The following is a 23,597-nucleotide window of genomic DNA, read 5'->3' on the forward strand; positions in this document are numbered from 1 at the left end:
CTCCGCCACTCGCCGACGCCTCCGGTGATCCGGCCGCGTCCATGGTGCTAACGGCGCGGGGCCCGGTCGGGTGTCGTCCCGCCCGGCGGGTGGCCGGGCGCCCACCGGACGGCACCGGTGGCGAGCCTATCGATCAGCCCTGTCCGCCGAGCTGGATACCGGCCATCCGCTTCCACTCGTACGGGCCGGTGCTCACCTTGGCGGCGAAGTCGCCGTCGAAGGAGTCGTGGACGGTGATCCCGGCGTGCTCGACGGCCTTGCGCGCCACCTCGTAGGAGGGGGCCACCAGGTCGCCCCAGCGGCCGTCGGCGCCGACCAGCACGATCCGGGTGCCGATCGCGCCGATGTGGGCGTAGTGGCCCTCGGCGCCGCCGTGGCCGTGCGCGAAGGCCGTGATCTGCCGGGCGAGCCGGTGGGCGCGCCGCTCGGCCCGCTGGTCGGGCGCGGTGGACTGGTCAACGGTGGTCTCTGCCATGACCAGGATGCTACTCGCCGGTAATCGTGCGAGGAAGAGCGGTCCGCGGCCGGCAACGCCAAGGGCCGGCCCGGAGGGTTCCGGACCGGCCCAGGTGGCTTCGTCGTCCGCGGCTCAGCGGACGAACGGGTCCACGGCCACCGCGACGAACAGCAGCGTCGCGTAGGTGATCGACCAGTGGAAGAGACGCATCTCCTTCAGGCCGGCCCCGGTCACCCCGGCCTTGGCGCGGCCGTAGAGGGCGTGCGCCTCCTTCAGCCAGAAGGCGCCCAGCACCGTGGCGACCACCGGGTAGAACCAGCCGGTGGCGCCCACCGGCCACCACAGCGCCAGCGAGACGGCGACCATCGCCCAGCTGTAGAGGACGATCTGCTTGCCGACCACCACGTTGCCCGCGACGACCGGCAGCATGGGCACGCCCACCCGCTCGTAGTCGTCCTTGACCTTCATCGACAGCGGCCAGTAGTGCGGCGGCGTCCAGAAGAACAGCACCAGGAAGAGGACGAAGGGCGCCCAGGCCAGTTCGTTGCGGACGGCGGACCAGCCGATGAACACCTGGAGACAGCCGGCCACACCGCCCCACACGATGTTCTGCGCGGTGCGACGCTTCAGCCAGAGGGTGTAGACGAAGACGTAGTAGAGGATGGCCGCGGCCGAGAGCGCGGCCGACAGCCAGTTGACCAGGAAGCCGAACATCAAGGTGGAGACCACCGACAGGGTGATCCCGAAGACCAGGCACTCGGCCGGCGAGACCATCCCGGTCACCAGCGGACGCTGCTCGGTGCGGTGCATCAGCGCGTCGATGTCCCGGTCGATGTACATGTTGAGCGCGTTGGCGCCCCCCGCCGAGAGGTAGCCGCCGACCATCGTGATCAGCACCCGCCACAGGTTGGGCACCCCATGGGCCGCCAGGAACATCACCGGGACGGTGGTGATGAGCAGCAGTTCGACGATGCGTGGCTTGGTCAGCGCCACGAACGCCTTGACACGGGCCCCGAACGGCCGGTGCCGAGGGCTCGTCCCGACGACCCCGGAGGGTCGGGATTCGACGGCTGTCACGAACACCTCTGGGAGGAAGGGTTGAAGACCAGCAAGTCCTCCCCAGGCGGAGACCGGGCAAGTCCTTGCGCGTACCACGCCACTCTAGACGTTGCCGTTACGCGACCCGTCGCGGGGGGCACCCGTGTTGGCGGTACGGGTCCGGCCCGGCGTGCCGGTGGTGGCGGGGTGCCGTTTCGGAGCAGTCCGGCGGGCGGGGCGACCCCCGGTGGACGACGCTGGTGAGGACCGGGAGACAATATGTATCGGGAATGAACAAAGTCTTTCTTCCGTTGCATGAGACGTCGCCAGAACGCCTCCCCCTCCAGGGGTAGGCTCGAAAACGCCCGGGTGGCAGACGGCCGGCCGGCGTTGTGAGACATGTGGAGAGGAGCCCTGACCCAGGGTGAGCACGAAGCCGACCACCACTGACTTGGAATGGACCGAGCTGGACAAGCGTGCCGTGGACACCGCCCGTGTCCTGGCCATGGACTCTGTCCAGAAGGTCGGAAACGGCCATCCGGGCACGGCCATGAGCCTGGCACCCGCCGCGTACCTGCTCTTCCAGAAGCTGATGCGGCACGACCCCAGCGACCCCAACTGGACCGGCCGCGACCGCTTCGTCCTGTCGCCGGGCCACACCAGCCTTACCCTCTACACCCAGCTCTTCCTGTCCGGCTACGGCCTTGAGCTGGACGACCTCAAGGCGTTCCGCACCTGGGGTTCGCTCACCCCGGGCCACCCGGAGCACGGCCACACCGTCGGCGTGGAGACCACCACCGGCCCGCTGGGCCAGGGCATCGCCAACGCCGTGGGCATGGCCATGGCCGCCCGTTACGAGCGCGGCCTGTTCGACCCGGAGGCGCCGGCCGGGGAGTCCCCGTTCGACCACACCATCTGGGCCATCGTCTCCGACGGCGACCTGGAGGAGGGCATCTCCGCCGAGGCCTCCTCGCTCGCCGGCCACCAGAAGCTCGGCAACCTGGTCGCGCTCTACGACGACAACCACATCTCGATCGAGGGCGACACCGAGACCGCCTTCTCCGAGGACGTCCTCAAGCGCTACGAGGCCTACGGCTGGCACGTCCAGCGCATCGAGCAGGCGCCCAGCGGCGACTTCGACGTCGAGGCGCTGCACCGGGCGCTGAAGGAGGCGCAGGCCGAGACCTCGCGCCCGTCGCTGATCGCGGCCCGCACCATCATCGCCTGGCCGGCCCCCAACGCCCAGAACACCGAGGCCGCGCACGGCTCGGCGCTGGGTGAGGACGAGGTCGCGGCCACCAAGCGGGTGCTCGGCTTCGACCCGGACCAGCACTTCGAGGTCGCCGACGAGGTGCTGGCCCACGCGCGCCGGGTCGTCGAGCGCGGCCGGGAGGCCCACGCCCAGTGGACCAAGCGGTTCGAGGAGTGGCGGGCCGCCAACCCCGAGCGGGCCGCCGACTTCGACCGGATCGCCGCCGGTGAGCTGCCGGCCGGCTGGGAGGCCAAGCTCCCGGTCTTCCCGACCGGCAAGGACGTGGCCACCCGCAAGGCCTCCGGCGAGGTGCTCAAGGCGCTCGGCGGCGTGCTGCCCGAGCTGTGGGGCGGCTCGGCCGACCTGGCCGGCTCCAACAACACCACCATCGACAAGACCTCGTCCTTCCTGCCGGAGGGCAACCCGCTGCCGGAGGCCTCCCCGTACGGCCGCACCGTGCACTGGGGCATCCGCGAGCACGCCATGGGCTCGACCATGAACGGCATCGCGCTGCACGGCAACACCCGCATCTACGGCGGCACCTTCCTGGTCTTCTCCGACTACATGCGCCCGGCCGTGCGGCTGGCCGCGCTGATGAAGCTGCCGGTCACCTACGTGTGGACGCACGACTCCATCGGCCTGGGCGAGGACGGCCCGACCCACCAGCCGGTCGAGCACCTCTCCGCGCTGCGGGCCATCCCGGGGCTCAACGTCGTCCGCCCGGCCGACGCCAACGAGACCTCCGTGGTCTGGGGCGAGATCACCCGCCGCTACTCGGCCAACCCGGCCCCGCACGGCCTCGCCCTCACCCGGCAGAACGTGCCCACCTACGACCGCAACGAGGACGCCGCCAAGGGCGGTTACGTGCTCTTCGAGGCCGAGGGCGGCGCCCCCCAGGTGATCCTGATCGGCACCGGTTCCGAGGTGCAGCTCGCCGTCGAGGCCCGCGAGGCCCTCCAGGCCGAGGGGGTCCCCACCCGGGTGGTCTCCATGCCGTCCGTGGAGTGGTTCGAGGAGCAGGACCAGGCGTACATCGACTCGGTGCTGCCGCCGAGCGTCAAGGCCCGGGTGGCGGTGGAGGCCGGCATCGGCCTGACCTGGTACCGCTTCGTCGGGGACGCCGGCCGGATCGTCTCGCTGGAGCACTTCGGCGCCTCCGCGGACTACAAGGTCCTCTACCGCGAGTTCGGGCTGACGGCGGAAGCCGTGACCGCCGCCGCCCGTGACTCCATCGCCGCCGCGGCCCGCTGACCGCGCCCAAGACTTCCCTATCGAGGAGATGCAGTACTCATGACGGACGCACTCAAGCGCCTCTCCGACGAAGGCGTCGCGATCTGGCTGGACGACCTGTCGCGGCAGCGGATCACCTCCGGCAACCTGGCCGAACTGATCGACGCCAGCCACGTCGTGGGCGTGACCACCAACCCCACCATCTTTCAGAAGGCGATCTCGTCCGGTGAGGGTTACCAGGAGCAGGTGGCCGACCTGGCCGCCCGCCGGGTGACCGTGGAGGAGGCGGTGCGCATGATCACCACCGCCGACGTCCGCGACGCCGCCGACATCCTGCGCCCGCTGTTCGACGCCACCGACGGCCAGGACGGCCGGGTCTCCATCGAGGTCGACCCGCGCCTGGCGCACGACACCAGGGCCACCGTCGCCGAGGCCAAGCAGCTGGCCTGGCTGGTGGACCGGCCCAACACCCTGATCAAGATCCCGGCCACCAAGGCGGGGCTGCCGGCCATCACCGAGGTCATCGGGCGCGGCATCAGCGTCAACGTCACGCTGATCTTCTCCCTGGAGCGCTACCGCGCGGTGATGGACGCCTACCTGTCCGGCCTGGAGAAGGCCAAGGAGGCCGGCATCGACCTGGCCGGCATCCGCTCGGTCGCCTCCTTCTTCGTCTCCCGGGTGGACACCGAGGTCGACAAGCGGCTGGACAAGATCGGCGGCGAGGAGGCCAAGGCGCTGCGCGGCAAGGCCGCCCTGGCCAACGCCCGCCTCGCCTACCAGGCCTACGAGGAGGTCTTCGGCTCCGAGCGCTGGGCGGCGCTGGAGAAGGCCGGCGCCCACAAGCAGCGCCCGCTGTGGGCCTCCACCGGCGTGAAGGACCCGGCGCTGCCGGACACCCTGTACGTCACCGAGCTGGTCGCCCCGAACACGGTCAACACCATGCCGGAGCCGACCCTGCACGCCACCGGCGACCACGGTGAGGTCACCGGTGACACCATCCGCGGCCGTTACCAGGAGGCCCAGGGCGTCCTCGACGCGCTGGCCGGCCTCGGCGTGGACTACGACGACGTGGTCCAGGTGCTGGAGGACGAGGGCGTCGAGAAGTTCGAGGCGTCCTGGAACGACCTGCTCAAGTCGACCGAGGCCGAGCTCAAGCGGCTCGCCGGACCGGGGGCCTGAGAACCGTGACCAGCAGCAGCAACCCGCTGCGTGACCCGGCGGACCGGCGGCTCCCGCGCATCGCGGGGCCGTCCGGCCTGGTCATCTTCGGAGTCACGGGCGACCTGTCCCGTAAGAAGCTGATGCCCGCGGTGTACGACCTGGCCAACCGCGGTCTGCTGCCCCCGGGCTTCTCGCTCGTGGGCTTCGCCCGCCGTGACTGGGAGAGCGAGGACTTCGCCCAGGTCGTGCACGACGCCGTCAAGGAGCACGCGCGGACCCCGTTCCGGGAGGAGGTCTGGCAGCAGCTCGCCGAGGGGTTCCGCTTCGTACCCGGCGAGTTCGACGACGACGACGCGTTCGAGACGCTGCGGGCCACCATCAACGACCTGGACAAGGCGCGCGGCACCGGCGGCAACTTCGCGTTCTACCTCTCGGTGCCGCCGAAGTTCTTCCCCAAGGTCGTCGCGCAGCTGAAGAAGCACGGCCTGTCCGAGGGCCCGGGCGACTCCTGGCGGCGCGCGGTCATCGAGAAGCCGTTCGGCCACGACCTGGCCAGCGCCCAGGAACTCAACCGGGTGGTGCACGAGGTCTTCCAGCCGTCCGACGTCTTCCGCATCGACCACTACCTGGGCAAGGAGACCGTCCAGAACATCCTGGCGCTGCGGTTCGCCAACACCATGTTCGAGCCGATCTGGAACCGGTCCTACGTCGACCACGTCCAGATCACCATGGCCGAGGACATCGGCATCGGCGGCCGGGCCGGATACTACGACGGGATCGGCGCCGCCCGGGACGTCATCCAGAACCACCTGCTCCAGCTGCTGGCGCTGACCGCGATGGAGGAGCCCGGCTCCTTCCACCCCAAGGCGCTGGTGGCCGAGAAGCTCAAGGTCCTGTCGGCCGTGGAGCTCCCGGAGGACCTGGGCCGGCACACGGTCCGCGGCCAGTACGTCCGGGCCTGGCAGGGCGGCCAGGAGGTGCCCGGGTACCTGGAGGAGGAGGGCATCGACCCCAAGTCCAGGACGGACACCTACGCCGCCATCAAACTGACCATCAACAACCGCCGTTGGGCGGGCGTCCCGTTCTACCTGCGCACCGGCAAGCGGCTGGGCCGCCGGGTCACCGAGATCGCGGTGGTCTTCAAGCGCGCCCCGTTCCTGCCGTTCGAATCCCAGGCCACCGAGGACCTGGGGCAGAACGCGCTGGTCATCCGGGTCCAGCCGGACGAGGGCGTCACGGTGCGGTTCGGCTCCAAGGTGCCGGGCACCTCCATGGAGGTCCGGGACGTGACGATGGACTTCGCCTACGGCGAGTCCTTCACCGAGTCCAGCCCCGAGGCGTACGAGCGCCTGCTGCTGGACGTCCTGCTCGGCGACGCCAACCTCTTCCCGCGCCACCAGGAGGTCGAACTCTCCTGGAACATCCTCGACCCGATCGAGGAGTACTGGGAGAAGAACGGCACGCCCGCCCAGTACCCGGCCGGGACCTGGGGGCCGGCCGAGGCGGACGAGATGCTCGCACGAGACGGCAGGAGCTGGCGTCGGCCATGAAGATCGATCTCACGGACACCACATCGTCGAAGATCAACCAGGCTCTCGTCGAGGGGCGCCGGGCGAGCGGTACGCCGGCCGTCGGTATGGTGCTCACCCTGGTCATCGTCACCGACGAGGGCAACGCCTACGACGCCCTCAAGGCGGCCGGGGAGGCGTCCCGGGAGCACCCCTCCCGGATACTCGCGGTCATCAAGCGGCCCGGCCGCTCGCCGCGGGACCGGGCGACCTCCCGGCTCGACGCCGAGGTACGGGTCGGCTCCGACGCCGGCACCGGCGAGACCGTGCTGCTGCGGCTGCACGGTGAACTCGCCCACCACGACGCCTCGGTGGTGCTGCCGCTGCTGCTGCCGGACGCCCCCGTGGTGGTCTGGTGGCCGGAGGACGCCCCGGACCGCCCGGCCGAGCACCCGCTGGGCAAGCTGGCGCAGCGCCGGATCACCGACGCCGCGGCGGCCGAGGACCCGCTGGCCGCGCTGAAGGCACGGGCCGCGGCCTACTCCCCCGGCGACACCGACCTGGCGTGGACCCGGACCACCCCGTGGCGCAGCATGCTCGCCGCCGCGCTGGACCAGAAGCACTCCCGGATCACCTCCGCCGTGGTGGAGGGCGAGCCGTACAACCCCAGCACCGAGCTGCTCGGGATGTGGCTGGCGGACCGGCTCGGGGTGCCCGTGGAGCGCAGGGTCACCGACGGCCCGGGGCTCACCGCGGTACGGCTGTCCACCGCGGACGGCGTGATCTGCCTGGACCGTGCCGACGGCGCCCTGGCCGAGCTGGCCATGCCCGGCCAGCCCGACCGGCACGTCGCCCTCAAGCGGCGGGAGACGGCCGAGCTGATCGCCGAGGAGCTGCGCCGGCTGGACCCGGACGACATCTACAAGTCGGCCGTGCAGTTCGGGCTGGAGAAGCTGACCCACGGCGGTACCGGCAAGGCCGGGACGCCGGCCACCGAGTCGCAGCCCGCCGCCCAGGAGTCCACCCCCAAGGAGGACGGGACCAAGGAGACCGGCTCGCGCAGGTCCGCCGGGAAGATGTCGGCGAAGGCCGGGGCGGCGGCCGGCGGCGGCCAGGGGGAGCGGTCCTCGTGACGGCACCCCAGGTCGTGGTCCACCGCGACAAGGAGCTGATGGCCAAGGCCGCGGCGGCCCGGCTGATCACCAAGATCGTCGACGCCCAGGCCGCCCGCGGCTCCGCCTCGGTGGTGCTCACCGGCGGGCGCAACGGCAACGCGCTGCTCGCGGCGCTCGCCGAGGCGCCCGCCCGGGACGCGGTCGACTGGTCCCGGCTCGACCTGTGGTGGGGCGACGAGCGCTTCCTGCCCGAGGGCGACCCGGAGCGCAACGCCACCCAGGCCCGCGAGGCCCTGCTGGACGCGGTACCGCTCGATCCGGCACGGGTGCACGCCATGCCCGCGGCCGGCGGCGCCTGGGGCAACGACGTGGACGCGGCGGCCGACGCCTACGCGGCCGAGCTGGCCGCCTCGGCCGGCCCGGCGGACCACGGCCCGGTGCCCACGTTCGACGTGCTGCTGCTCGGCGTCGGCCCGGACACCCACGTCGCCTCGCTCTTCCCCGAGCACCCCGGGGTGCGGGAGACAGAGCGCACGGTGATCGGGGTGCGCGGGGCGCCGAAGCCGCCGCCGAACCGGGTGTCGCTGACGCTGCCGGCGATCCGCGCCGCCCGTGAGGTGTGGCTGCTGGCGGCCGGCGAGGACAAGGCCAACGCGGTCGCCATCGCGCTGGCCGGGGCCGGGGAGATCCAGGCCCCGGCGGCCGGCGCGTACGGCCGCGGTCGCACCCTGTGGCTGCTGGACCGGGCCGCCGCCGCCCAGCTCCCCAAGCAGCTCTACCCGCCGGCCTCGGCCTGAGGCCACGTGAAGCGGCCCGGCCGCGTCACCCCTCACGGGATGGCGCGGCCGGGCCGCTTCACCGTTCTCACCCTCCGGCTCGGCCGTGCGGCCGGGACCGGTGGCTCAGATCTCTCCGCGCAGCTTGGCGAGGGCCTCGGCGAGGATCGCCTCGCCGTCCGCGTCGCTGCGCCGTTCCCGGACGTACGCCAGGTGGGTCTTGTACGGTTCGGTGCGCGGCGGAGCCGGCGGGTTGTTCTCGTCCTGCCCGGCCGGGAAGCCGCACCGAGGGCAGTCCCAGGTGTCCGGGATCTGCGCGTCACTGGCGAAACTCGGCTGGGTTTCGTGCCCGTTCGAGCACCAGAAGGAGATGCGAAGGCGGGGCGCGGACTCGCCGCGCTCGGCCTCCCCCATCGGCCCCGCTCCGACCCGACTGCCACGGATCGCGTTGCCACTTGCCACGGTCGTAACTCCCTGCGTGATGCTGCTGCGAGGTCGTCCAGTTTACGGGGACCTTACGTGTCGTCCAGTGGCAGGCCAACAGCCCGGCTCGGAAGGACGCCGTCCCATGATAAGCGCCCAGACGACGGGCCGTCAGTTGTGCCGCTGCGCAGGGGAGTAGAGGACCGCCCCGCCCGCCGGGCCGCTCAGTGCTTGAACTTCAGCACCAGGCCGAGCGCCACGATGGAGGCGAACCAGAGCAGACCGACGACGATGGTGATCCGGTCCAGGTTGCGCTCGGCGACCGAGGAACCGCCGACGGAGGACTGCATGCCGCCGCCGAACATGTCGGACAGACCGCCGCCCTTGCCCTTGTGCATCAGGACCAGCAGCATCAGCAGCAGGCTGAAGACGATGAGGGCGATGGAGAACCCGATAACCACGGCTGGACCAACTCTCTCGGTGACATGTTGCAAAGCCTCGGGAGGCCGGGCGGACACCCCGCCCGGCCCCCGTCAGGGTACTTCGGAAGCAGGCCGTCAGCCTACTGTTCCCCGTACCGGACGATCTTCACGAACTCGTCGGCGTCCAGGCAGGCGCCGCCGACCAGGGCGCCGTCCACGTCGGCCTGGGCCATGATCGCCGCGATGTTGCCGGACTTCACCGAGCCGCCGTACTGGATCCGCACGGCGTCGGCGACCCCGGCGTCGTACAGCTCGGCCAGCCGGGCGCGGATCGCCCCGCAGACCTCCTGGGCGTCCTCGGGGGTGGCCACCTTGCCGGTGCCGATCGCCCACACCGGCTCGTAGGCGATCACGATGGTGCGCGCCTGGTCGGCCGGGACGTCCTTCAGGGCGCCGTCCACCTGGGCGAGGGTGTGGGCCACCTGGTTGCCCGCCTCGCGGACCTCCAGCCCCTCCCCGACGCACAGGATCGGGGTCAGGCCGTGCCGGTAGGCCGCCTTCACCTTGGCGTTGACCTGCTCGTCGGTCTCGCCGTGGTACTGGCGGCGCTCGCTGTGGCCGATGGCCACGAAGGCGCACTTGAGCTTGGCCAGCATGGCGCCCGAGATCTCACCGGTGTACGCGCCCGAGTCGTGCGCGGACAGGTCCTGCGCGCCGTACTTGATGCGCAGCTTGTCGCCGTCGACCAGGGTCTGCACCGAACGCAGGTCCGTGAAGGGCGGCAGGACCGCGACCTCCACGGCGTCGTGGTCCTTGTCGGTGAGCGCGAAGGCGAGCTTCTGGACGTGGGCGATGGCCTCGAGGTGGTTGAGGTTCATCTTCCAGTTGCCCGCGATCAGCGGGGTGCGAGTGCTCATGCGGTTCAGTCCTTAAGTGCGGCGAGACCGGGCAGGGTCTTGCCTTCGAGGTATTCCAGGCTGGCGCCGCCGCCGGTGGAGATGTGGCCGAAGGCGTTCTCGTCGAAGCCCAGGGTGCGTACCGCGGCGGCCGAGTCGCCACCGCCGACCACGGTGAAGGCGCCGTCGGCCGCGGAGGAGCCGGCCGCGTCGACCAGCGCCTGGGCCACCGCGCGGGTGCCCTCGGCGAAGTCGGGGTGTTCGAAGACGCCCATCGGACCGTTCCAGAACACCGTGGCCGCGTCGGCCAGTTGGGCGGCGAACAGCTCACGGGTGCGCGGACCGATGTCCAGCCCCTCCAGGTCCGCGGGGATGGCGTCGGCGGGGACGACCCGCGGGTCGGCGGGGGCCTTGGTCTTCAGGTCCGGGAAGTCGGCGGCGGCGACCACGTCGACCGGCAGCACGAACTCCACGCCCTTGGCCTTGGCGCGCTCCAGGTATTCGGTGACCGCCGGCACCTGCTCCTCCTGGAGCAGGCTCTTGCCGACCTCGTGGCCCTGGGCCTTGAGGAAGGTGTACGCCATGCCGCCGCCGATCAGGATGCGGTCGGCCTTCTCCAGCAGGTTGTCGATGACGGCCAGCTTGTCGGAGACCTTGGCGCCGCCGAGCACCACCACGTAGGGGCGGGTGACGTCCTCGGTGAGCCGCTGGAGCACACCGACCTCGGTGGCGATCAGCCCGCCCGCGGCGTGCGGCAGCCGGGCCGGCAGGTCGTAGACGGAGGCGTGCTTGCGGTGCACGGCACCGAAGCCGTCGCCCACGTACAGGTCGGCCAGGGTGGCCAACTCGTCGGCGAACGCGCCGCGTTCGGCGTCGTCCTTGGCGGTCTCACCGGCGTTGAACCGTAGGTTCTCCAGCAGCGTGACCTCGCCGTCGGCCAGGGCGGCGACGGTGGCCTTCGCGCTGTCCCCGACCGTGTCGGTGGCGAACGTGACCTGCTTGCCGAGGAGTTCGCCCAGCCGTCCGGCGACCGGGCGGAGCGAGAACTGCGGGTCGGGGGCGCCCTTGGGACGGCCCAGGTGGGAGGCGACGATCACCTTGGCGCCGCGCTCGGCGAGCTTGGCGATGGTCGGTACGGCGGCCCGGATGCGGCCGTCGTCGGTGATGTCCTGCCCGGACAGGGGGACGTTGAGGTCGGCGCGGACGAACACCCGCTTGCCCGCGACCGAGAGGTCGTCGATCGTCTTCATGGTGTTGACTCCTGGGTCATGGGTCGGGGCCCGTACGACGCCGGTGTCGTTCGGGCCCCGACCTTGTACATCGCGCGGTTGCCGACCGTCAGGTCAGAGCCGGCCGCCGACGAAGGTGGTGAGGTCGACGAGGCGGTTGGAGTAGCCCCACTCGTTGTCGTACCAGCCGATGACCTTCACGGACTTGCCCTGGACCATGGTCAGGGAGGCGTCGAAGGTGCAGGAGGCCGGCCAGTTGACGATGTCCGAGGAGACGATCGGGTCCTCGGTGTACTCCAGGATGCCCTTGAGCTCGCCCTGCGCGGCCTTCAGGAAGGCGGCGTTGACCTCTTCCTTGGTCACCTCGCGCTCCAGCTCGACCACCAGGTCGGTGACGGAGCCGGTGGGCACCGGCACGCGCATGGCGATGCCGTCCAGCTTGCCCTTGAGCTCCGGGATGACCAGCGCGGTGGCCTTGGCGGCACCGGTGGTGGTCGGGATGATGTTCTCGGCGGCGGCCCGGGCCCGGCGCAGGTCCTTGTGCGGGAAGTCCAGGATGCGCTGGTCGTTGGTGTAGGCGTGGACCGTGGTCATCAGGCCCTTGACGATGCCGAAGTTCTCCAGCAGCACCTTCGCCATCGGCGCCACGCAGTTGGTGGTGCAGGAGGCGTTGGAGATGATGTTGTCCTTGGCGGCGTCGTACTTCTCGTTGTTGACGCCCATGACGATGGTGATGTCCTCGCCCTTTGCGGGCGCGGAGATGATCACCTTCTTGGCACCGCCGGCGAGGTGCTTGCCGGCGTCCTCGGCCTTGGTGAAGATGCCGGTCGACTCGATGACGATGTCGACACCGAGCTCGCCCCACGGGATGTCGGCCGGGTTGCGCTCGGAGAGCACCTTGATGGTGTGGCCGTCGACGGTGATGGAGTCCTCGGTGTGGCTCACCTCTGCCTTGAGGCGGCCCAGGATCGTGTCGTACTTCAGCAGGTGCGCGGTGGTCGCCGTGTCGCCCAGGTCGTTGACAGCCACGATCTCCAGGTCCGCACCCTGCTCGAGCGCGGCACGGAAGAAGTTACGACCGATGCGGCCAAAGCCGTTGATGCCTACGCGGATCGTCACGAACCGATCTCCTCGTTGATGTGCCGGATACACTCCGGCTGCGCCGTTTGGGATGTCCCCGACCACCCCCGACCCTACCTCCCCCGGCTCCGCTCGGTGACATCGAGCACGCCGTGCGACCGAGGGCGTTCCCGGCACGGTGACGCGGCCGGCCGGGAACCGGTGAACCCTCGCGGAGCGCCCGTGGTCAGCCCACCATCTCCTCGGTCAGGTTGGACTCGGTGCCCGGGATGCCCAGGTCGGCGGCGCGCTTGTCGGCCATGGCCAGCAGCCGGCGGATCCGGCCGGCCACCGCGTCCTTGGTCAGCGGCGGATCGGCGAGCGACCCCAGCTCCTCGAGGGACGCCTGCTTGTGGTCCATGCGCAGCCGGCCGGCCGCCGCCAGGTGTTCGGGGACGTCGTCGCCGAGGATCTCCAGGGCGCGCTGCACCCGGGCGCCGGCCGCGACCGCGGCGCGGGCGGAACGGCGCAGGTTGGCGTCGTCGAAGTTGGCGAGCCGGTTGGCGGTGGCCCGCACCTCGCGGCGCATCCGCCGTTCCTCCCAGGCGAGCACCGACTCGTGGGCGCCCAGCCGCGTCAGCAGCGCGCCGATGGCATCACCGTCGCGGACGACGACGCGGTCAACCCCGCGTACCTCGCGGGCCTTGGAGGGGATGCCGAGCCGGCGGGCGGCGCCGACCAGGGCGAGGGCGGCCTCCGGTCCGGGGCAGGTGACCTCCAGGGAGGAGGAGCGGCCGGGCTCGGTGAGCGAACCGTGGGCGAGGAAGGCGCCCCGCCAGGCGGCCTCGGCGTCGCAGGTCGCCCCCGAGACGACCTGCGGCGGCAGTCCGCGGATGGGCCGGCCGCGCCCGTCCACCAGGCCGGTCTGCCGGGCGAGCTGGTCCCCGCCGGCCACCACCCGGACCACGAACCGGCTGCCGCGGCGCAGCCCGCCGGGGGCCATCACCACCAGGTCCGAGGGGTGGCCGAAGATCTCCAGGATGTCCTTGCGCAGTCGCCGGGCAGCGATCCCGGTGTCCAGCTCCGCCTCGATCACGATGCGCCCGCTCACCAGGTGGAGTCCGCCCGCGAACCGCAGGATCGACGACACCTCCGCCTTGCGGCAGCAGGTACGGGTGACGGGAAGCCGGGAGATCTCGTCCTTCACCGCTGGCGTCATCGCCATGGGCCGATCCTTCCATGCATCCGAAAAATCCGGTCGTACGCGGCGGCCAACAGCTCCGGGTCGTGCCGCGGCCCGTCCGGGGCGGCGACCCGGGCCAGTTCGACCGTGCCGCCCAGCCCGGCGGCGGCCCGGTCCAGGCTGTCGCGGTCGGGTACGGCGGCCTCGTCGGCCAGCACCACGTCGATGGTGAGTTTAGGGGCGTGTCGGACCAAAACCTCCAAGTGACGCTGCGGAGAAAAGCCCGCGGTCTCCCCCGGCTGCGGGGCGAGGTTGAGGGTGAGGACGCGCCGGGCCCGGGTCTGCGTCAGCGCCTCGGCCAGCTCCGGCACCAGCAGATGGGGGATGACCGAGGAGAACCAGGAACCGGGGCCGAGCACCACCCAGTCGGCGTCGAGGACGGCCTGCACGGCCTGCGGCACGGCCGGCGGGTCCTGCGGCACCAGCCGGACCTCGCGCACCTCACCGGGGGTGAGCGCCACCGTGGCCTGGCCGCGTACCGTGCCCACCTCGTCCGGGCGTTCGGGGTCGTGGCCGCGGACGATGGCCTCCAGCTCCAGCGGGACCGCGGACATCGGCAGCACCCTGCCGTGCGCGCCGAGCAGGCGGCCCACCCACTCCAGCGCCGCCACCGGGTCGCCGAGCTGCTCCCACAGCGCGACGATGAGCAGGTTGCCGACCGCGTGGCCGTGCATCTCACCCTTACTGGTGAACCGGTGCTGGATCACCTTGGACCAGGTGCGCCCCCATTCGTCGTCACCGCACAGGGCGGCGAGCGCCTTGCGCAGGTCGCCGGGGGGCAGCACGCCGAGCTCGTCGCGGAGCCGGCCGCTGGAGCCGCCGTCGTCGGCCACGGTGACCACCGCGGTGAGGTCCTGGGTTATCCGGCGCAGCGCGGCCAGCGAGGCCGACAGCCCGTGGCCGCCGCCGAGCGCCACCACCTTGGGGGTGGCGCCGAGGCGGCGTACGCTGCGGCGCATCCGGCGCGCGTTCCTGGTGCGGATCACTCGCGCCCCATGTCGCGATGGACGACCACGGTCTCGACGCCGTCCGAGGAGAGGCGGCGGGCCAGCCGCTCCGACATCGCGACGCTGCGGTGCTTGCCGCCGGTGCAGCCGACGGCGATGGTCACGTAGCGCTTGCCCTCGCGGCGGTAGCCGGCCGCGATGATGTGCAGCAGTTCGGCGTAGCGGTCCAGGAACTCCTTGGCGCCGGGCTGGTTGAAGACGTAGGTGGCCACCTCGTCGTTGAGCCCGGTGTAGGGGCGCAGCTCTGGCACCCAGTGCGGGTTGGGCAGGAAGCGGCAGTCGACCACCAGGTCGGCGTCGACGGGCAGGCCGTACTTGTAGCCGAACGACATGACGGTGGCCCGCAGTTCGGGCTCCTCCTCACCGGCGAACTGGGCGTCCATCTTGGCGCGCAGCTCGTGCACGTTGAGGCTGGAGGTGTCGATCACCAGGTCGGCCTCGCCGCGCAGTTCGCGCAGGAGGTCGCGTTCCTGGGCGATGCCGTCGACGATGCGCCCGTCGCCCTGGAGGGGGTGCGGGCGGCGCACCGACTCGAAGCGGCGCACCAGGGCGTCGTCGGATGCCTCCAGGAACAGGACGCGCCGCTTGACGTTGCGGGTGTCGAGGTCGGCGAGGGATTCCCGCAGGTTGTCGAAGAACCGCCGGCCGCGGACGTCCACCACGACGGCGATCCGCGCGACGTTGCCCTGGGAGCGGGCGCCGAGGTCGACCATGGTGGGGATGAGGGCGGGCGGCAGGTTGTCCACCACGAACCAGCCGAGGTCCTCCAGGCACTTGGCGGCCGTACTGCGCCCGGCCCCGGACATGCCCGAGATGATCACCAGTTCGGGGATGGCCTCCGCTGCCTCGCCCGCTCCGCCGGTACTCACGTGTGCTCCGTCTCCGTGGGTCTCGCTCATGGTTCCTGTCCCCGTTCCTCCCCCGGCCGGGCCGGGGCGTCCGGGACGTGCTCTCCGGTGGCCGCCCCCTCGTCGTCCATGATCTCTCCAGTCGCGGTGTTGACTGCGGGAACGGGGGGTGAAGCCTGGGCGAGCGCGGCGGCCACCGACTCGGCGGTGGTGCGGCCTATGCCCGGTACTTCGCAGATCTGCTCGATGGTGGCGGCGCGCAGGCGCTTGAGGGAGCCGAAGTGTTTCAGCAGCGCCTTGCGGCGGGTCTCGCCGAGGCCGGGCACCGTGTCCAGGGCGCCGGTGCGCATCGACTTGGAGCGCTTGCCGCGCTGGTAGCCGATGGCGAACCGGTGGGCCTCGTCCCGGACGCGTTGCAGCAGGTAGAGGCCCTCGCTGGTGCGCGGCAGGATCACCGGGTCGTCCTCGCCGGGCAGCCAGACCTCCTCCAGCCGCTTGGCCAGGCCGCAGACGGCGACGTCGGTCACCCCCAGCTCGTCCAGGGCCCGCTGGGCGGCGGCGACCTGGGGCGCTCCGCCGTCGACGACGACGAGCTGCGGGGGGTAGGCGAACCTGCGGGGGCGGCCGGTCTCCGGGTCGACGGGGCCGGCCGGGCCCTCCTCGCCGGGGTGGAGCGCGGCGTCCGGCGCCGGGAGCGCGGCGGCGTCCGGCGGTCCGGGCTCGTCCCACTCGCCGGTGCGCTGCTTCTCCGCGAGGTAGCGGCGGAAGCGCCGGGAGACCACTTCGTGCATGGCGCGTACGTCGTCCTGGCCGGCGAACGACTTGATCTGGAAGCGCCGGTATTCGCTCCTGCGGGCCAGGCCGTCCTCGAAGACGACCATGGAGGCGACCACGTCGTCGCCCTGGAGGTGGGAGATGTCGAAGCACTCGATGCGCAGCGGCGCGGTCTGCAGGCCGAGCGCCTCGGTGATCTCCTCCAGCGCGCGGGAACGGGTGGTCAGGTCGGAGGCGCGCCTGGTCTTGTGGAGCGCCAGCGCCTGCTGGGCGTTGCGTTCCACGGTGGCCATCAGGTCCTTCTTGTCGCCGCGCTGCGGGATGCGCAGCGCCACCTGGGAGCCGCGGCGTCCGGCGAGCCACTGCGCGACCGGCTCGACCGGGTCGGGCAGCGCGGGCACCAACACCTCCTTGGGGACCGCGTCCCCGCTCTCCTCGCCGTACAGCTGCTGGAGCGCGTGCTCCACCAGCCCGGCGGTGTCGACCGCCTCGACCTTGTCGGTGACCCAGCCGCGCTGGCCGCGGACCCGGCCGCCGCGGACGTGGAAGATCTGCACCGCGGCTTCGAGTTCGTCCTGGGCCACCGCGATCAGGTCGGCGTCGGTGGCGTCGGCGAGGACGACGGCGTTCTTCTCCATGGCGCGTTTGAGCGCCTCGATGTCGTCGCGCAGCCGGGCGGCCTTCTCGTACTCCATCGTGGCCGCCGCCTCCTGCATCTGCTTCTCCAGCCGGCGCAGGTGGGTGCCGGTGCGGCCGGCCATGAAGTCGCAGAATTCCTCGGCGAGTTCGCGGTGGTCCTCGGGGGAGATCCGGCCGACGCAGGGCGCGGAGCACTTGCCGATGTAGCCGAGCAGACAGGGGCGGCCGATCTGCTCGGAGCGCTTGAAGACCCCGGCGGAGCAGGTGCGGACCGGGAAGACCCGCAGCAGCAGGTCGACGGTCTCGCGGATGGCCCAGGCGTGCGCGTACGGGCCGAAGTAGCGCACGCCCTTGCGCTTGGGGCCGCGCATGACCTGGACCCGGGGGAACTTCTCGCCCATGGTGACGGCGAGCGAGGGATAGCTCTTGTCGTCGCGGTACTTGACGTTGAAGCGGGGGTCGAACTCCTTGATCCAGGAGTACTCCAGCTGCAGCGCCTCCACCTCGGTGGTGACCACCGTCCACTCCACGGAGGCGGCGGTGGTCACCATCGTCCGGGTGCGCGGGTGGAGGTTGGCGATGTCCTGGAAGTACGACGACAGCCGCTGCCGCAGGCTCTTGGCCTTGCCCACGTAGACGACGCGGCCGTGCTGGTCGCGGAATTTGTAGACCCCGGGCGAGTCGGGGATCTGCCCCGGTTTCGGGCGGTAGCTGGAGGGGTCGGCCATGGTTTCACCCTACTGGTGGGGACCGACGATCCGTGCGCGGGCGGGCACGGAGCCGGTCGCCCGGTGGCGCCGGTCCGCCGGGTCAGCCCTGGGCGCCGCCGGCGATCAGCTTGCCGCCGCGGACCCGTACCGGGACGGTGTCCAGCGGGGCGTCGGCGGGGCCCTGCACCACGGCGCCGGTGGCGGTGTTGAAACGGCTGCCGTGGCACGGGCAGGTGACCACGCCGTGGCTGTCGACGTTGCCGCCGACCACGCACCCCTGGTGGGTGCAGCGGGCGCTGAACGCCTTGAAGGAGCCCTTGGCCGGCTGGGCCACGATCACCCGCTGCTCGGGGAAGACCTTGGCGCCGCCGACCGGCACCTGCTCCGGGCTGCCGAGGTCGGTCTCGGGCATCGGCTTGGGGCCGCCGCAGGCGCTCAGCCCCAGGCAGGCCACCGAGGCGACGGCGGCCGACTGGAGCACGGTGCGGCGGGTTGCGGGGTGGTCGGACATGGTGGTCTCCGGGCTCGGTACGTGGTCCCTGTCGGGGCCGCGCCCCGCCGGGTGGCGGGGCGCGGCGCCTACGTACCCTACGTGGCCGGCGTGCCGGGCCCGGAGCCGCCGGTCACCCCTTGCCGCTGGTGCGCTTGCGGGTCGCGGCGGCCTTGCCCGCCGGGCCGCCGGAGGCCGTCTTGGCCGCCGTGGTGCGGCTGGTGGCCGTCTTGCGGGCGGTGCCGCGGGCGGCGGCGACCTGCTTGGCCGGGGCCTTGCGGGTGCCGCGCCTGGGGGCGGACGGGGTGGCGTCGCTGACCCGCTCGCCCAGGATGTCCCGCAGGAACTTGCCGGTGTGGCTGGCCGGGACCGCCGCGACCTGCTCGGGGGTGCCCTCGGCGACCACCAGGCCGCCGCCGTTGCCGCCCTCGGGGCCCATGTCGACGATCCAGTCGGCGGTCTTGATCACGTCGAGGTTGTGCTCGATCACGATCACCGTGTTGCCCTTGTCGACCAGGCCGGACAGAACGGTGATCAGCTTGCTGATGTCCTCGAAGTGCAGACCGGTGGTGGGCTCGTCCAGCACGTAGACGGTGCGTCCGGTGGAGCGCTTCTGCAGCTCGCTGGCGAGCTTGACCCGCTGGGCCTCGCCGCCGGAGAGGGTGGGCGCGCTCTGCCCGAGGCGTACGTAGCCCAGGCCGACGTCGTTGAGGGTGCGCAGGTGGCGGGCGATCGCGGGGACCGCCTCGAAGAACTCCAGCGCCTCCTCGATCGGCATGTCGAGCACCTCGGCGATGGACTTGCCCTTGTAGTGGACCTCCAGCGTCTCCCGGTTGTAGCGGGCGCCGTGGCAGACCTCGCAGGGGACGTAGACGTCCGGCAGGAAGTTCATCTCGATCTTGATGGTGCCGTCACCGGAGCAGTTCTCGCAGCGACCGCCCTTGACGTTGAAGGAGAACCGGCCCGGCAGGTAGCCGCGGACCTTGGCCTCCATCGTCTCGGCGAAGAGCTTGCGGATGTGGTCGAAGACACCGGTGTAGGTGGCCGGGTTGGACCGCGGGGTGCGGCCGATCGGCGACTGGTCGACGTGGACCACCTTGTCCACCAGGTCGTCGCCGTCCACCCGGGTGTGGCGTCCCGGCACCGCCCGGGCGCCGTTGAGCTCCCGCGCCAGGTGGGTGTAGAGGATGTCGTTGACCAGCGTGGACTTGCCGGATCCGGAGACCCCGGTGACCGCGGTGAAGACGCCGAGCGGGAAGGAGACGGAGATGTCCCGCAGGTTGTTCTCCCGGGCGCCGTGGACCGTCAGCTTCCGCTCGCCGTCCACCGGCCGGCGCTGCTCGGGCACCGGGATCGCGCGCTTGCCGGACAGATACTGACCGGTCAGCGACTCGTCGTTGGCCAGCAGCTCGGCGAGCGAGCCGGAGTGGACCACCTTGCCGCCGTGTTCCCCGGCGCCGGGGCCGATGTCGACCACCCAGTCGGAGGTGCGGATGGTGTCCTCGTCGTGCTCGACCACGATCAGGGTGTTGCCCAGGTCGCGCAGGCGGACCAGGGTCTCGATCAGCCGGTGGTTGTCGCGCTGGTGGAGGCCGATGGAGGGCTCGTCCAGCACGTACAACACGCCGACCAGGCCGGAGCCGATCTGGGTGGCGAGGCGGATGCGCTGGGCCTCGCCGCCGGACAGGGTGCCGGCCGCGCGGCTGAGCGAGAGGTAGTCCAGGCCGACGTCGACCAGGAACCGCAGCCGTTCGTTGACCTCCTTGAGCACCCGCTCGGCGATGGTCTTCTCACGCGGGGTGAGGGTGAGCGAGCGGAGGAACTCCGCGCAGTCGCTGATGGACATCGCCGAGACCTCGGCGATGGACTTCTCCGCGACGGTGACGGCGAGCACGATGGGCTTGAGCCGGGTGCCCTCGCAGGTGGGGCAGGGCACCTCGCGCATGTAGCCCTCGAAGCGCTCCCGGCTGGCGTCGGACTCGGCCTCGGAGTGGCGGCGGCGCACGAACGGGATGGCCCCCTCGAACGCCGTGGTGTACGAGCGCTCCCGCCCGTAGCGGTTGCGGTAGCTGACCTGGATCTGCGTCTTGTGGCCGCCCAGCAGTGCCTTCTTGGCCCGCTGCGGCAGCCCGTTCCAGGGGATGTCGGTGCGGAAGCCCAGCTCGCCGGCGAGGGCGCCGACCAGGCGGGCGAAGTAGTCGCGGGTGTGGCCGAGCGACCAGGGGGCGATGGCCCCCTCGTCCAGCGACTTCTCCTCGTCCGGGACGATCAGCTCGGGGTCGACCTCCATGCGGGTGCCGATGCCGGTGCAGTCGGGGCAGGCGCCGAACGGCGAGTTGAAGGAGAAGGAACGGGGCTCCAGCTCCTCGAAGGAGAGGTCGTCGTAGGGGCAGTAGAGGTGCTCGGAGAACATCCGCTCGCGCTGCGGATCGTCCTCGGGCAGGTCGACGAAGTCCAGCACGACCATGCCGCCGGAGAGGCCCAGGGCCGTCTCCACCGAGTCGGTCAGCCGCCGCTTGGCGCTGCCCTTGACGGTGAGGCGGTCGACGACCACCTCGATGGTGTGCTTCTCCTGCTTCTTCAGCTTGGGCGGCTCGGTGAGGTGGACGATGACGCCGTCCACCCGGGCCCGGCTGTAGCCCTTGGTCTGCAGGTCGGCGAAGAGGTCGACGTACTCGCCCTTGCGCTCGCGCACCAGCGGGGCGAGCACCTGGAAGCGGCTGCCCTCCTCCAGCTCCAGCACCCGGTCGACGATGGCCTGCGGCGACTGCCGGGAGATCGGCCGACGGCACTCGGGGCAGTGCGGCTTGCCGATGCGGGCGAAGAGCAGCCGCAGGTAGTCGTAGACCTCGGTGATGGTGCCGACGGTGGAGCGCGGGTTGCGCGAGGTGGACTTCTGGTCGATGGAGACCGCGGGCGAGAGCCCCTCGATGAAGTCGACGTCCGGCTTGTCCATCTGGCCGAGGAACTGCCGGGCGTACGAGGAGAGCGACTCGACGTAGCGACGCTGCCCCTCGGCGAAGATCGTGTCGAACGCCAGGGACGACTTGCCGGATCCGGACAGACCCGTGAAGACGATGAGGGAGTCCCGGGGCAGGTCCAGCGAGACGTTCTTGAGGTTGTGTTCGCGAGCGCCGCGGACGGTGAGTCGATCGGCCACGCCGGTCCGTACCTTTCGTAGAAAACGGAGGGCAACGCCCTGGTGGAGACGGGCAGGCCCCCTGCGATCGGAGGGTGGCGCCCCCTGGAGTCCCCCAGCCAGCGTAACCGGGGTGCCTGCCGCTCTCGTGGTCGTTGCGGGGAATCCAGCCGTTGCCGGAGGGCGGACGGGGGCCGCCCGGCGGTGACGTGCTGCTGCCGTGCCCTCCCGAGCCTATAGCACGCGTATTCGATTTTCGGCCGACAGTCGCCAGGTTCACCCGGTCGAGTGAGGAGCGCTAGCGTCGGAGACGGAACATCGATCAAGGAGGCTGCACGTGTCCGTCCAACGCCCCGATCCCGCCGCCGACGCGGACGCCGTCCGGCGTGCCACGCAAGAGCTGATCGACGCGGTCTCCGCGCTGCCCGCCGAGTCCGTCGGCGAGCCCTCGCTGCTCCCGGGCTGGACCCGCGGCCACGTCCTGACCCACCTGGCGCGCAACGCCGACGCCATGGTGAACCTCCTCACCTGGGCCCGCACCGGCGTGGAGACGCCGATGTACGCCGACGAGGAGACCCGGAACAAGGACATCGAGGAGGGCGCCGGCCGGCCGCTCACCGAGCACCTGGACGACCTGCGCACCTCCGCGCGGCGCCTGGCCGACGCCATCGGGGCGATGTCCGCCACCGACTGGGCCGCCCAGGTGCGCACCCGGCAGAACGTGGTCAAGCCCGCCGCCGAGCTGCCCGACCGGCGGGTGGCCGAACTGCGGCTGCACCTCGTCGACCTCGGCATCGGCTACACCTGCCGCGACCTGCCCGCCGACTTCGCCGCCCGGGAACTGGCGACACGGGTGGACAACCTCGTCGGCCGCGAGGGTATTCCCGCCATCGAGGTGCACGACGCCGAGAGCGGTGAGCGGTGGGAGATCGGCGCCGCCGAGGAGCCCGAGCTGACCGTCACCGGCCCCACCCGCGCCCTGCTCGCCTGGGTCACCGGCCGGGCCGGCGCCGAGGAGCTGACCACCACGCCCGCGCACAAGTCCCTTCCCGCGCTCCCCCCGCTAGGGTGACCGCCATGTCGTACACCGGAGCAGTGAAGGTCGGCGGAACACCCGACGTGCACGAACTCACCGACCTGATGATCACCAAGGTCGCGGTAGGCCCCATGGACAACAACGCCTACCTGCTGCGCTGCCGGAACACCGGCGAGCAACTGCTGATCGACGCGGCCAACGACGCCGCCACCCTGCTGGAGGTGATCGGCCCGGACGGACTGGCCTCCGTCGTCACCACGCACCGCCACGGCGACCACTGGCAGGCGCTGGCCGAGGTGGTCGCGGCCACCGGCGCCCGCACCTACGCCGGCCGCCACGACGCGGAGGGCGTCCCGGTACCGACCGACGTCCTCGTGGACGACGGCGACACCGTACGGGTGGGCCGGGTCGAGCTGACCGCCCGCCACCTGGTCGGCCACACCCCGGGCAGCATCGCCCTGGTCTACGACGACCCGCACGGGCACCCGCACGTCTTCACCGGCGACTGCCTCTTCCCCGGCGGTCCCGGCCGGACGACGAACCCGGAGGAGTTCACCTCGCTCATGGACGGGCTGGAGGCCAAGCTCTTCGGCGTCCTGCCGGACGAGGCGTGGATCTACCCCGGGCACGGCAACGACACCACGCTGGGCGCCGAGCGTCCGCATCTGGCGGAGTGGCGCGAACGCGGCTGGTGAGCACCGCGGAGGACGGCGGCGCCCGCCGGCGCGTACGGACACGCCCGGCGGGCGCCGCCGTTCCCGCCGACGGTTACTTGAACCAGTAGCGCACCCCGCGGTGGTGCGAGCAGGTGCCGGAGAAGTGCGCCGAGAAGCTGAAGGTGCCGTCCTTGCACTTGGCGGTGGCGCCGCGCGGGTGCTTCACCCAGGGGGCGCAGGTGCCGGTGGTGTGGTGGGCGCACGCGCTCCTGGCGGGCGCCGCCTGCGCCTGGCCGGCCAGCGGCACCAGCAGCGCGGCGCCCATCGCGGCGGCGGCCACCGCCTTGGCGAACCCGCCGCGCACGGCGGACGTCCGTGGCCGGGCCGCCCTCGGCGGCAGGGTGGATATGCGGCTCATCAGGTCTCCGTAAGACAGGTCGGACACCACGGCGGTCCGACGGGAGCCCTGATCGTCCCGGCTCGGGCGGG

General features: G+C 71.6%; 21 protein-coding genes. 7 read left to right on the plus strand and 14 right to left on the minus strand.

Annotated elements, in window-relative coordinates; translation table 11 throughout:
• Positions 1 to 133 precede the first annotated feature (133 nt).
• Both SCATT_RS05025 and SCATT_RS05030 read right to left on the minus strand, forming a co-directional pair.
• Positions 134 to 475, minus strand: coding sequence for a hypothetical protein (locus tag SCATT_RS05025; protein WP_014141852.1), 342 nt, complete (start codon positions 473 to 475; stop codon positions 134 to 136).
• 114 nt (positions 476 to 589) lie between these two features.
• On the minus strand, positions 590 to 1,540 hold the full coding sequence (locus tag SCATT_RS05030; RefSeq protein ID WP_041824445.1) for a heme o synthase: 951 nt from the start codon (positions 1,538 to 1,540) through the stop codon (positions 590 to 592).
• A 379-nt stretch (positions 1,541 to 1,919) separates the two neighbouring features.
• Between SCATT_RS05030 and tkt the strand changes: the two genes are divergently transcribed.
• Genes tkt through pgl form a run of 5 tightly spaced genes read left to right on the plus strand, consistent with a single transcriptional unit; the run spans position 1,920 to position 8,558 of the window.
• Positions 1,920 to 3,998, plus strand: coding sequence for a transketolase (gene tkt / locus SCATT_RS05035; RefSeq protein WP_014141854.1), 2,079 nt, complete (start codon positions 1,920 to 1,922; stop codon positions 3,996 to 3,998).
• Between the two features lie 39 nt (positions 3,999 to 4,037).
• Positions 4,038 to 5,156 (plus strand): transaldolase, encoded by a 1,119-nt coding sequence (gene tal / locus SCATT_RS05040; RefSeq protein ID WP_014141855.1) that lies wholly within the window; start codon positions 4,038 to 4,040, stop codon positions 5,154 to 5,156.
• Between the two features lie 5 nt (positions 5,157 to 5,161).
• Positions 5,162 to 6,688, plus strand: a complete 1,527-nt coding sequence (gene zwf / locus SCATT_RS05045; RefSeq protein WP_014141856.1) for a glucose-6-phosphate dehydrogenase — start codon at positions 5,162 to 5,164, stop codon at positions 6,686 to 6,688.
• A complete protein-coding gene (opcA, locus tag SCATT_RS05050; RefSeq protein ID WP_014141857.1) occupies positions 6,685 to 7,779 on the plus strand; it encodes a glucose-6-phosphate dehydrogenase assembly protein OpcA in 1,095 nt (364 codons plus the stop codon). The genes zwf and opcA overlap by 4 nt, the downstream gene beginning before the upstream one ends.
• Entirely contained in the window at positions 7,776 to 8,558 is a 783-nt protein-coding gene (gene pgl / locus SCATT_RS05055) for a 6-phosphogluconolactonase (RefSeq protein ID WP_014141858.1), read from the plus strand. Before opcA ends, pgl begins: the two co-directional genes overlap by 4 nt.
• A gap of 105 nt (positions 8,559 to 8,663) precedes the next feature.
• On the opposite strand, the gene SCATT_RS05060 is transcribed toward pgl, so the two are convergent.
• The 11 genes from SCATT_RS05060 to uvrA form a co-directional block, all read right to left on the minus strand.
• Positions 8,664 to 8,999, minus strand: a complete 336-nt coding sequence (locus SCATT_RS05060) for an RNA polymerase-binding protein RbpA (RefSeq protein WP_078590626.1) — start codon at positions 8,997 to 8,999, stop codon at positions 8,664 to 8,666.
• Positions 9,000 to 9,184: 185 nt separating this feature from the next.
• Positions 9,185 to 9,421, minus strand: coding sequence for a preprotein translocase subunit SecG (gene secG / locus SCATT_RS05065; protein ID WP_014141860.1), 237 nt, complete (start codon positions 9,419 to 9,421; stop codon positions 9,185 to 9,187).
• A gap of 101 nt (positions 9,422 to 9,522) precedes the next feature.
• A complete protein-coding gene (gene tpiA, locus SCATT_RS05070) occupies positions 9,523 to 10,299 on the minus strand; it encodes a triose-phosphate isomerase (RefSeq protein ID WP_014141861.1) in 777 nt (258 codons plus the stop codon).
• A 5-nt stretch (positions 10,300 to 10,304) separates the two neighbouring features.
• A complete protein-coding gene (locus SCATT_RS05075) occupies positions 10,305 to 11,528 on the minus strand; it encodes a phosphoglycerate kinase (RefSeq protein ID WP_014141862.1) in 1,224 nt (407 codons plus the stop codon).
• A 93-nt stretch (positions 11,529 to 11,621) separates the two neighbouring features.
• A complete protein-coding gene (gap, locus tag SCATT_RS05080) occupies positions 11,622 to 12,626 on the minus strand; it encodes a type I glyceraldehyde-3-phosphate dehydrogenase (RefSeq protein ID WP_014141863.1) in 1,005 nt (334 codons plus the stop codon).
• Positions 12,627 to 12,813: 187 nt separating this feature from the next.
• Positions 12,814 to 13,791: a DNA-binding protein WhiA gene (gene whiA / locus SCATT_RS05085; RefSeq protein WP_014627522.1), complete on the minus strand. Its 978-nt coding sequence runs from the start codon at positions 13,789 to 13,791 to the stop codon at positions 12,814 to 12,816.
• Positions 13,782 to 14,768 carry a gluconeogenesis factor YvcK family protein gene (locus SCATT_RS05090; RefSeq protein WP_014141865.1) on the minus strand — a complete coding sequence of 329 codons (987 nt, stop codon included), beginning with the start codon at positions 14,766 to 14,768 and terminating at the stop codon, positions 13,782 to 13,784. The genes whiA and SCATT_RS05090 overlap by 10 nt, the downstream gene beginning before the upstream one ends.
• 23 nt (positions 14,769 to 14,791) lie before the next feature.
• Complete coding sequence (rapZ, locus tag SCATT_RS05095; RefSeq protein ID WP_014141866.1) at positions 14,792 to 15,715, minus strand: RNase adapter RapZ; 924 nt, start codon at positions 15,713 to 15,715, stop codon at positions 14,792 to 14,794.
• Positions 15,712 to 17,805, minus strand: a complete 2,094-nt coding sequence (gene uvrC / locus SCATT_RS05100) for an excinuclease ABC subunit UvrC (RefSeq protein ID WP_014141867.1) — start codon at positions 17,803 to 17,805, stop codon at positions 15,712 to 15,714. Before uvrC ends, rapZ begins: the two co-directional genes overlap by 4 nt.
• Before the next feature lie 82 nt (positions 17,806 to 17,887).
• Positions 17,888 to 18,298, minus strand: coding sequence for a Rieske (2Fe-2S) protein (locus SCATT_RS05105; protein ID WP_014141868.1), 411 nt, complete (start codon positions 18,296 to 18,298; stop codon positions 17,888 to 17,890).
• 112 nt (positions 18,299 to 18,410) lie between these two features.
• A complete protein-coding gene (uvrA, locus tag SCATT_RS05110) occupies positions 18,411 to 21,437 on the minus strand; it encodes an excinuclease ABC subunit UvrA (RefSeq protein WP_014141869.1) in 3,027 nt (1,008 codons plus the stop codon).
• A gap of 316 nt (positions 21,438 to 21,753) precedes the next feature.
• Here uvrA and SCATT_RS05115 point away from each other — a divergent pair, with 316 nt between their 5' ends.
• Both SCATT_RS05115 and SCATT_RS05120 read left to right on the plus strand, forming a co-directional pair.
• Complete coding sequence (locus tag SCATT_RS05115) at positions 21,754 to 22,488, plus strand: maleylpyruvate isomerase family mycothiol-dependent enzyme (RefSeq protein WP_014141870.1); 735 nt, start codon at positions 21,754 to 21,756, stop codon at positions 22,486 to 22,488.
• A gap of 5 nt (positions 22,489 to 22,493) precedes the next feature.
• Positions 22,494 to 23,147 (plus strand): MBL fold metallo-hydrolase, encoded by a 654-nt coding sequence (locus SCATT_RS05120; protein WP_014627524.1) that lies wholly within the window; start codon positions 22,494 to 22,496, stop codon positions 23,145 to 23,147.
• A gap of 73 nt (positions 23,148 to 23,220) precedes the next feature.
• On the opposite strand, the gene SCATT_RS05125 is transcribed toward SCATT_RS05120, so the two are convergent.
• Positions 23,221 to 23,526 carry a DUF3761 domain-containing protein gene (locus SCATT_RS05125; protein ID WP_014141872.1) on the minus strand — a complete coding sequence of 102 codons (306 nt, stop codon included), beginning with the start codon at positions 23,524 to 23,526 and terminating at the stop codon, positions 23,221 to 23,223.
• Positions 23,527 to 23,597: the final 71 nt, after the last annotated feature.

The sequence above is a fragment of the Streptantibioticus cattleyicolor NRRL 8057 = DSM 46488 genome, from assembly GCF_000240165.1.
GTDB lineage: Bacteria > Actinomycetota > Actinomycetes > Streptomycetales > Streptomycetaceae > Streptantibioticus > Streptantibioticus cattleyicolor.

Excerpts from the sequence above, each read along its gene's own strand:
- opcA (WP_014141857.1), top strand. The coding sequence starts at position 6,685 with ATGAAGATCGATCTCACGGACACCACATCGTCGAAGATCAACCAGGCT.
- tal (WP_014141855.1), top strand. The coding sequence starts at position 4,038 with ATGACGGACGCACTCAAGCGCCTCTCCGACGAAGGCGTCGCGATCTGG.
- SCATT_RS05120 (WP_014627524.1), top strand. The coding sequence starts at position 22,494 with ATGTCGTACACCGGAGCAGTGAAGGTCGGCGGAACACCCGACGTGCAC.
- SCATT_RS05105 (WP_014141868.1), bottom strand. The coding sequence starts at position 18,298 with ATGTCCGACCACCCCGCAACCCGCCGCACCGTGCTCCAGTCGGCCGCC.
- SCATT_RS05075 (WP_014141862.1), bottom strand. The coding sequence starts at position 11,528 with ATGAAGACGATCGACGACCTCTCGGTCGCGGGCAAGCGGGTGTTCGTC.
- SCATT_RS05125 (WP_014141872.1), bottom strand. The coding sequence starts at position 23,526 with ATGAGCCGCATATCCACCCTGCCGCCGAGGGCGGCCCGGCCACGGACG.
- SCATT_RS05025 (WP_014141852.1), bottom strand. The coding sequence starts at position 475 with ATGGCAGAGACCACCGTTGACCAGTCCACCGCGCCCGACCAGCGGGCC.
- rapZ (WP_014141866.1), bottom strand. The coding sequence starts at position 15,715 with ATGAGCGAGACCCACGGAGACGGAGCACACGTGAGTACCGGCGGAGCG.
- tpiA (WP_014141861.1), bottom strand. The coding sequence starts at position 10,299 with ATGAGCACTCGCACCCCGCTGATCGCGGGCAACTGGAAGATGAACCTC.
- whiA (WP_014627522.1), bottom strand. The coding sequence starts at position 13,791 with ATGGCGATGACGCCAGCGGTGAAGGACGAGATCTCCCGGCTTCCCGTC.
- uvrC (WP_014141867.1), bottom strand. The coding sequence starts at position 17,805 with ATGGCCGACCCCTCCAGCTACCGCCCGAAACCGGGGCAGATCCCCGAC.
- SCATT_RS05090 (WP_014141865.1), bottom strand. The coding sequence starts at position 14,768 with ATGCGCCGCAGCGTACGCCGCCTCGGCGCCACCCCCAAGGTGGTGGCG.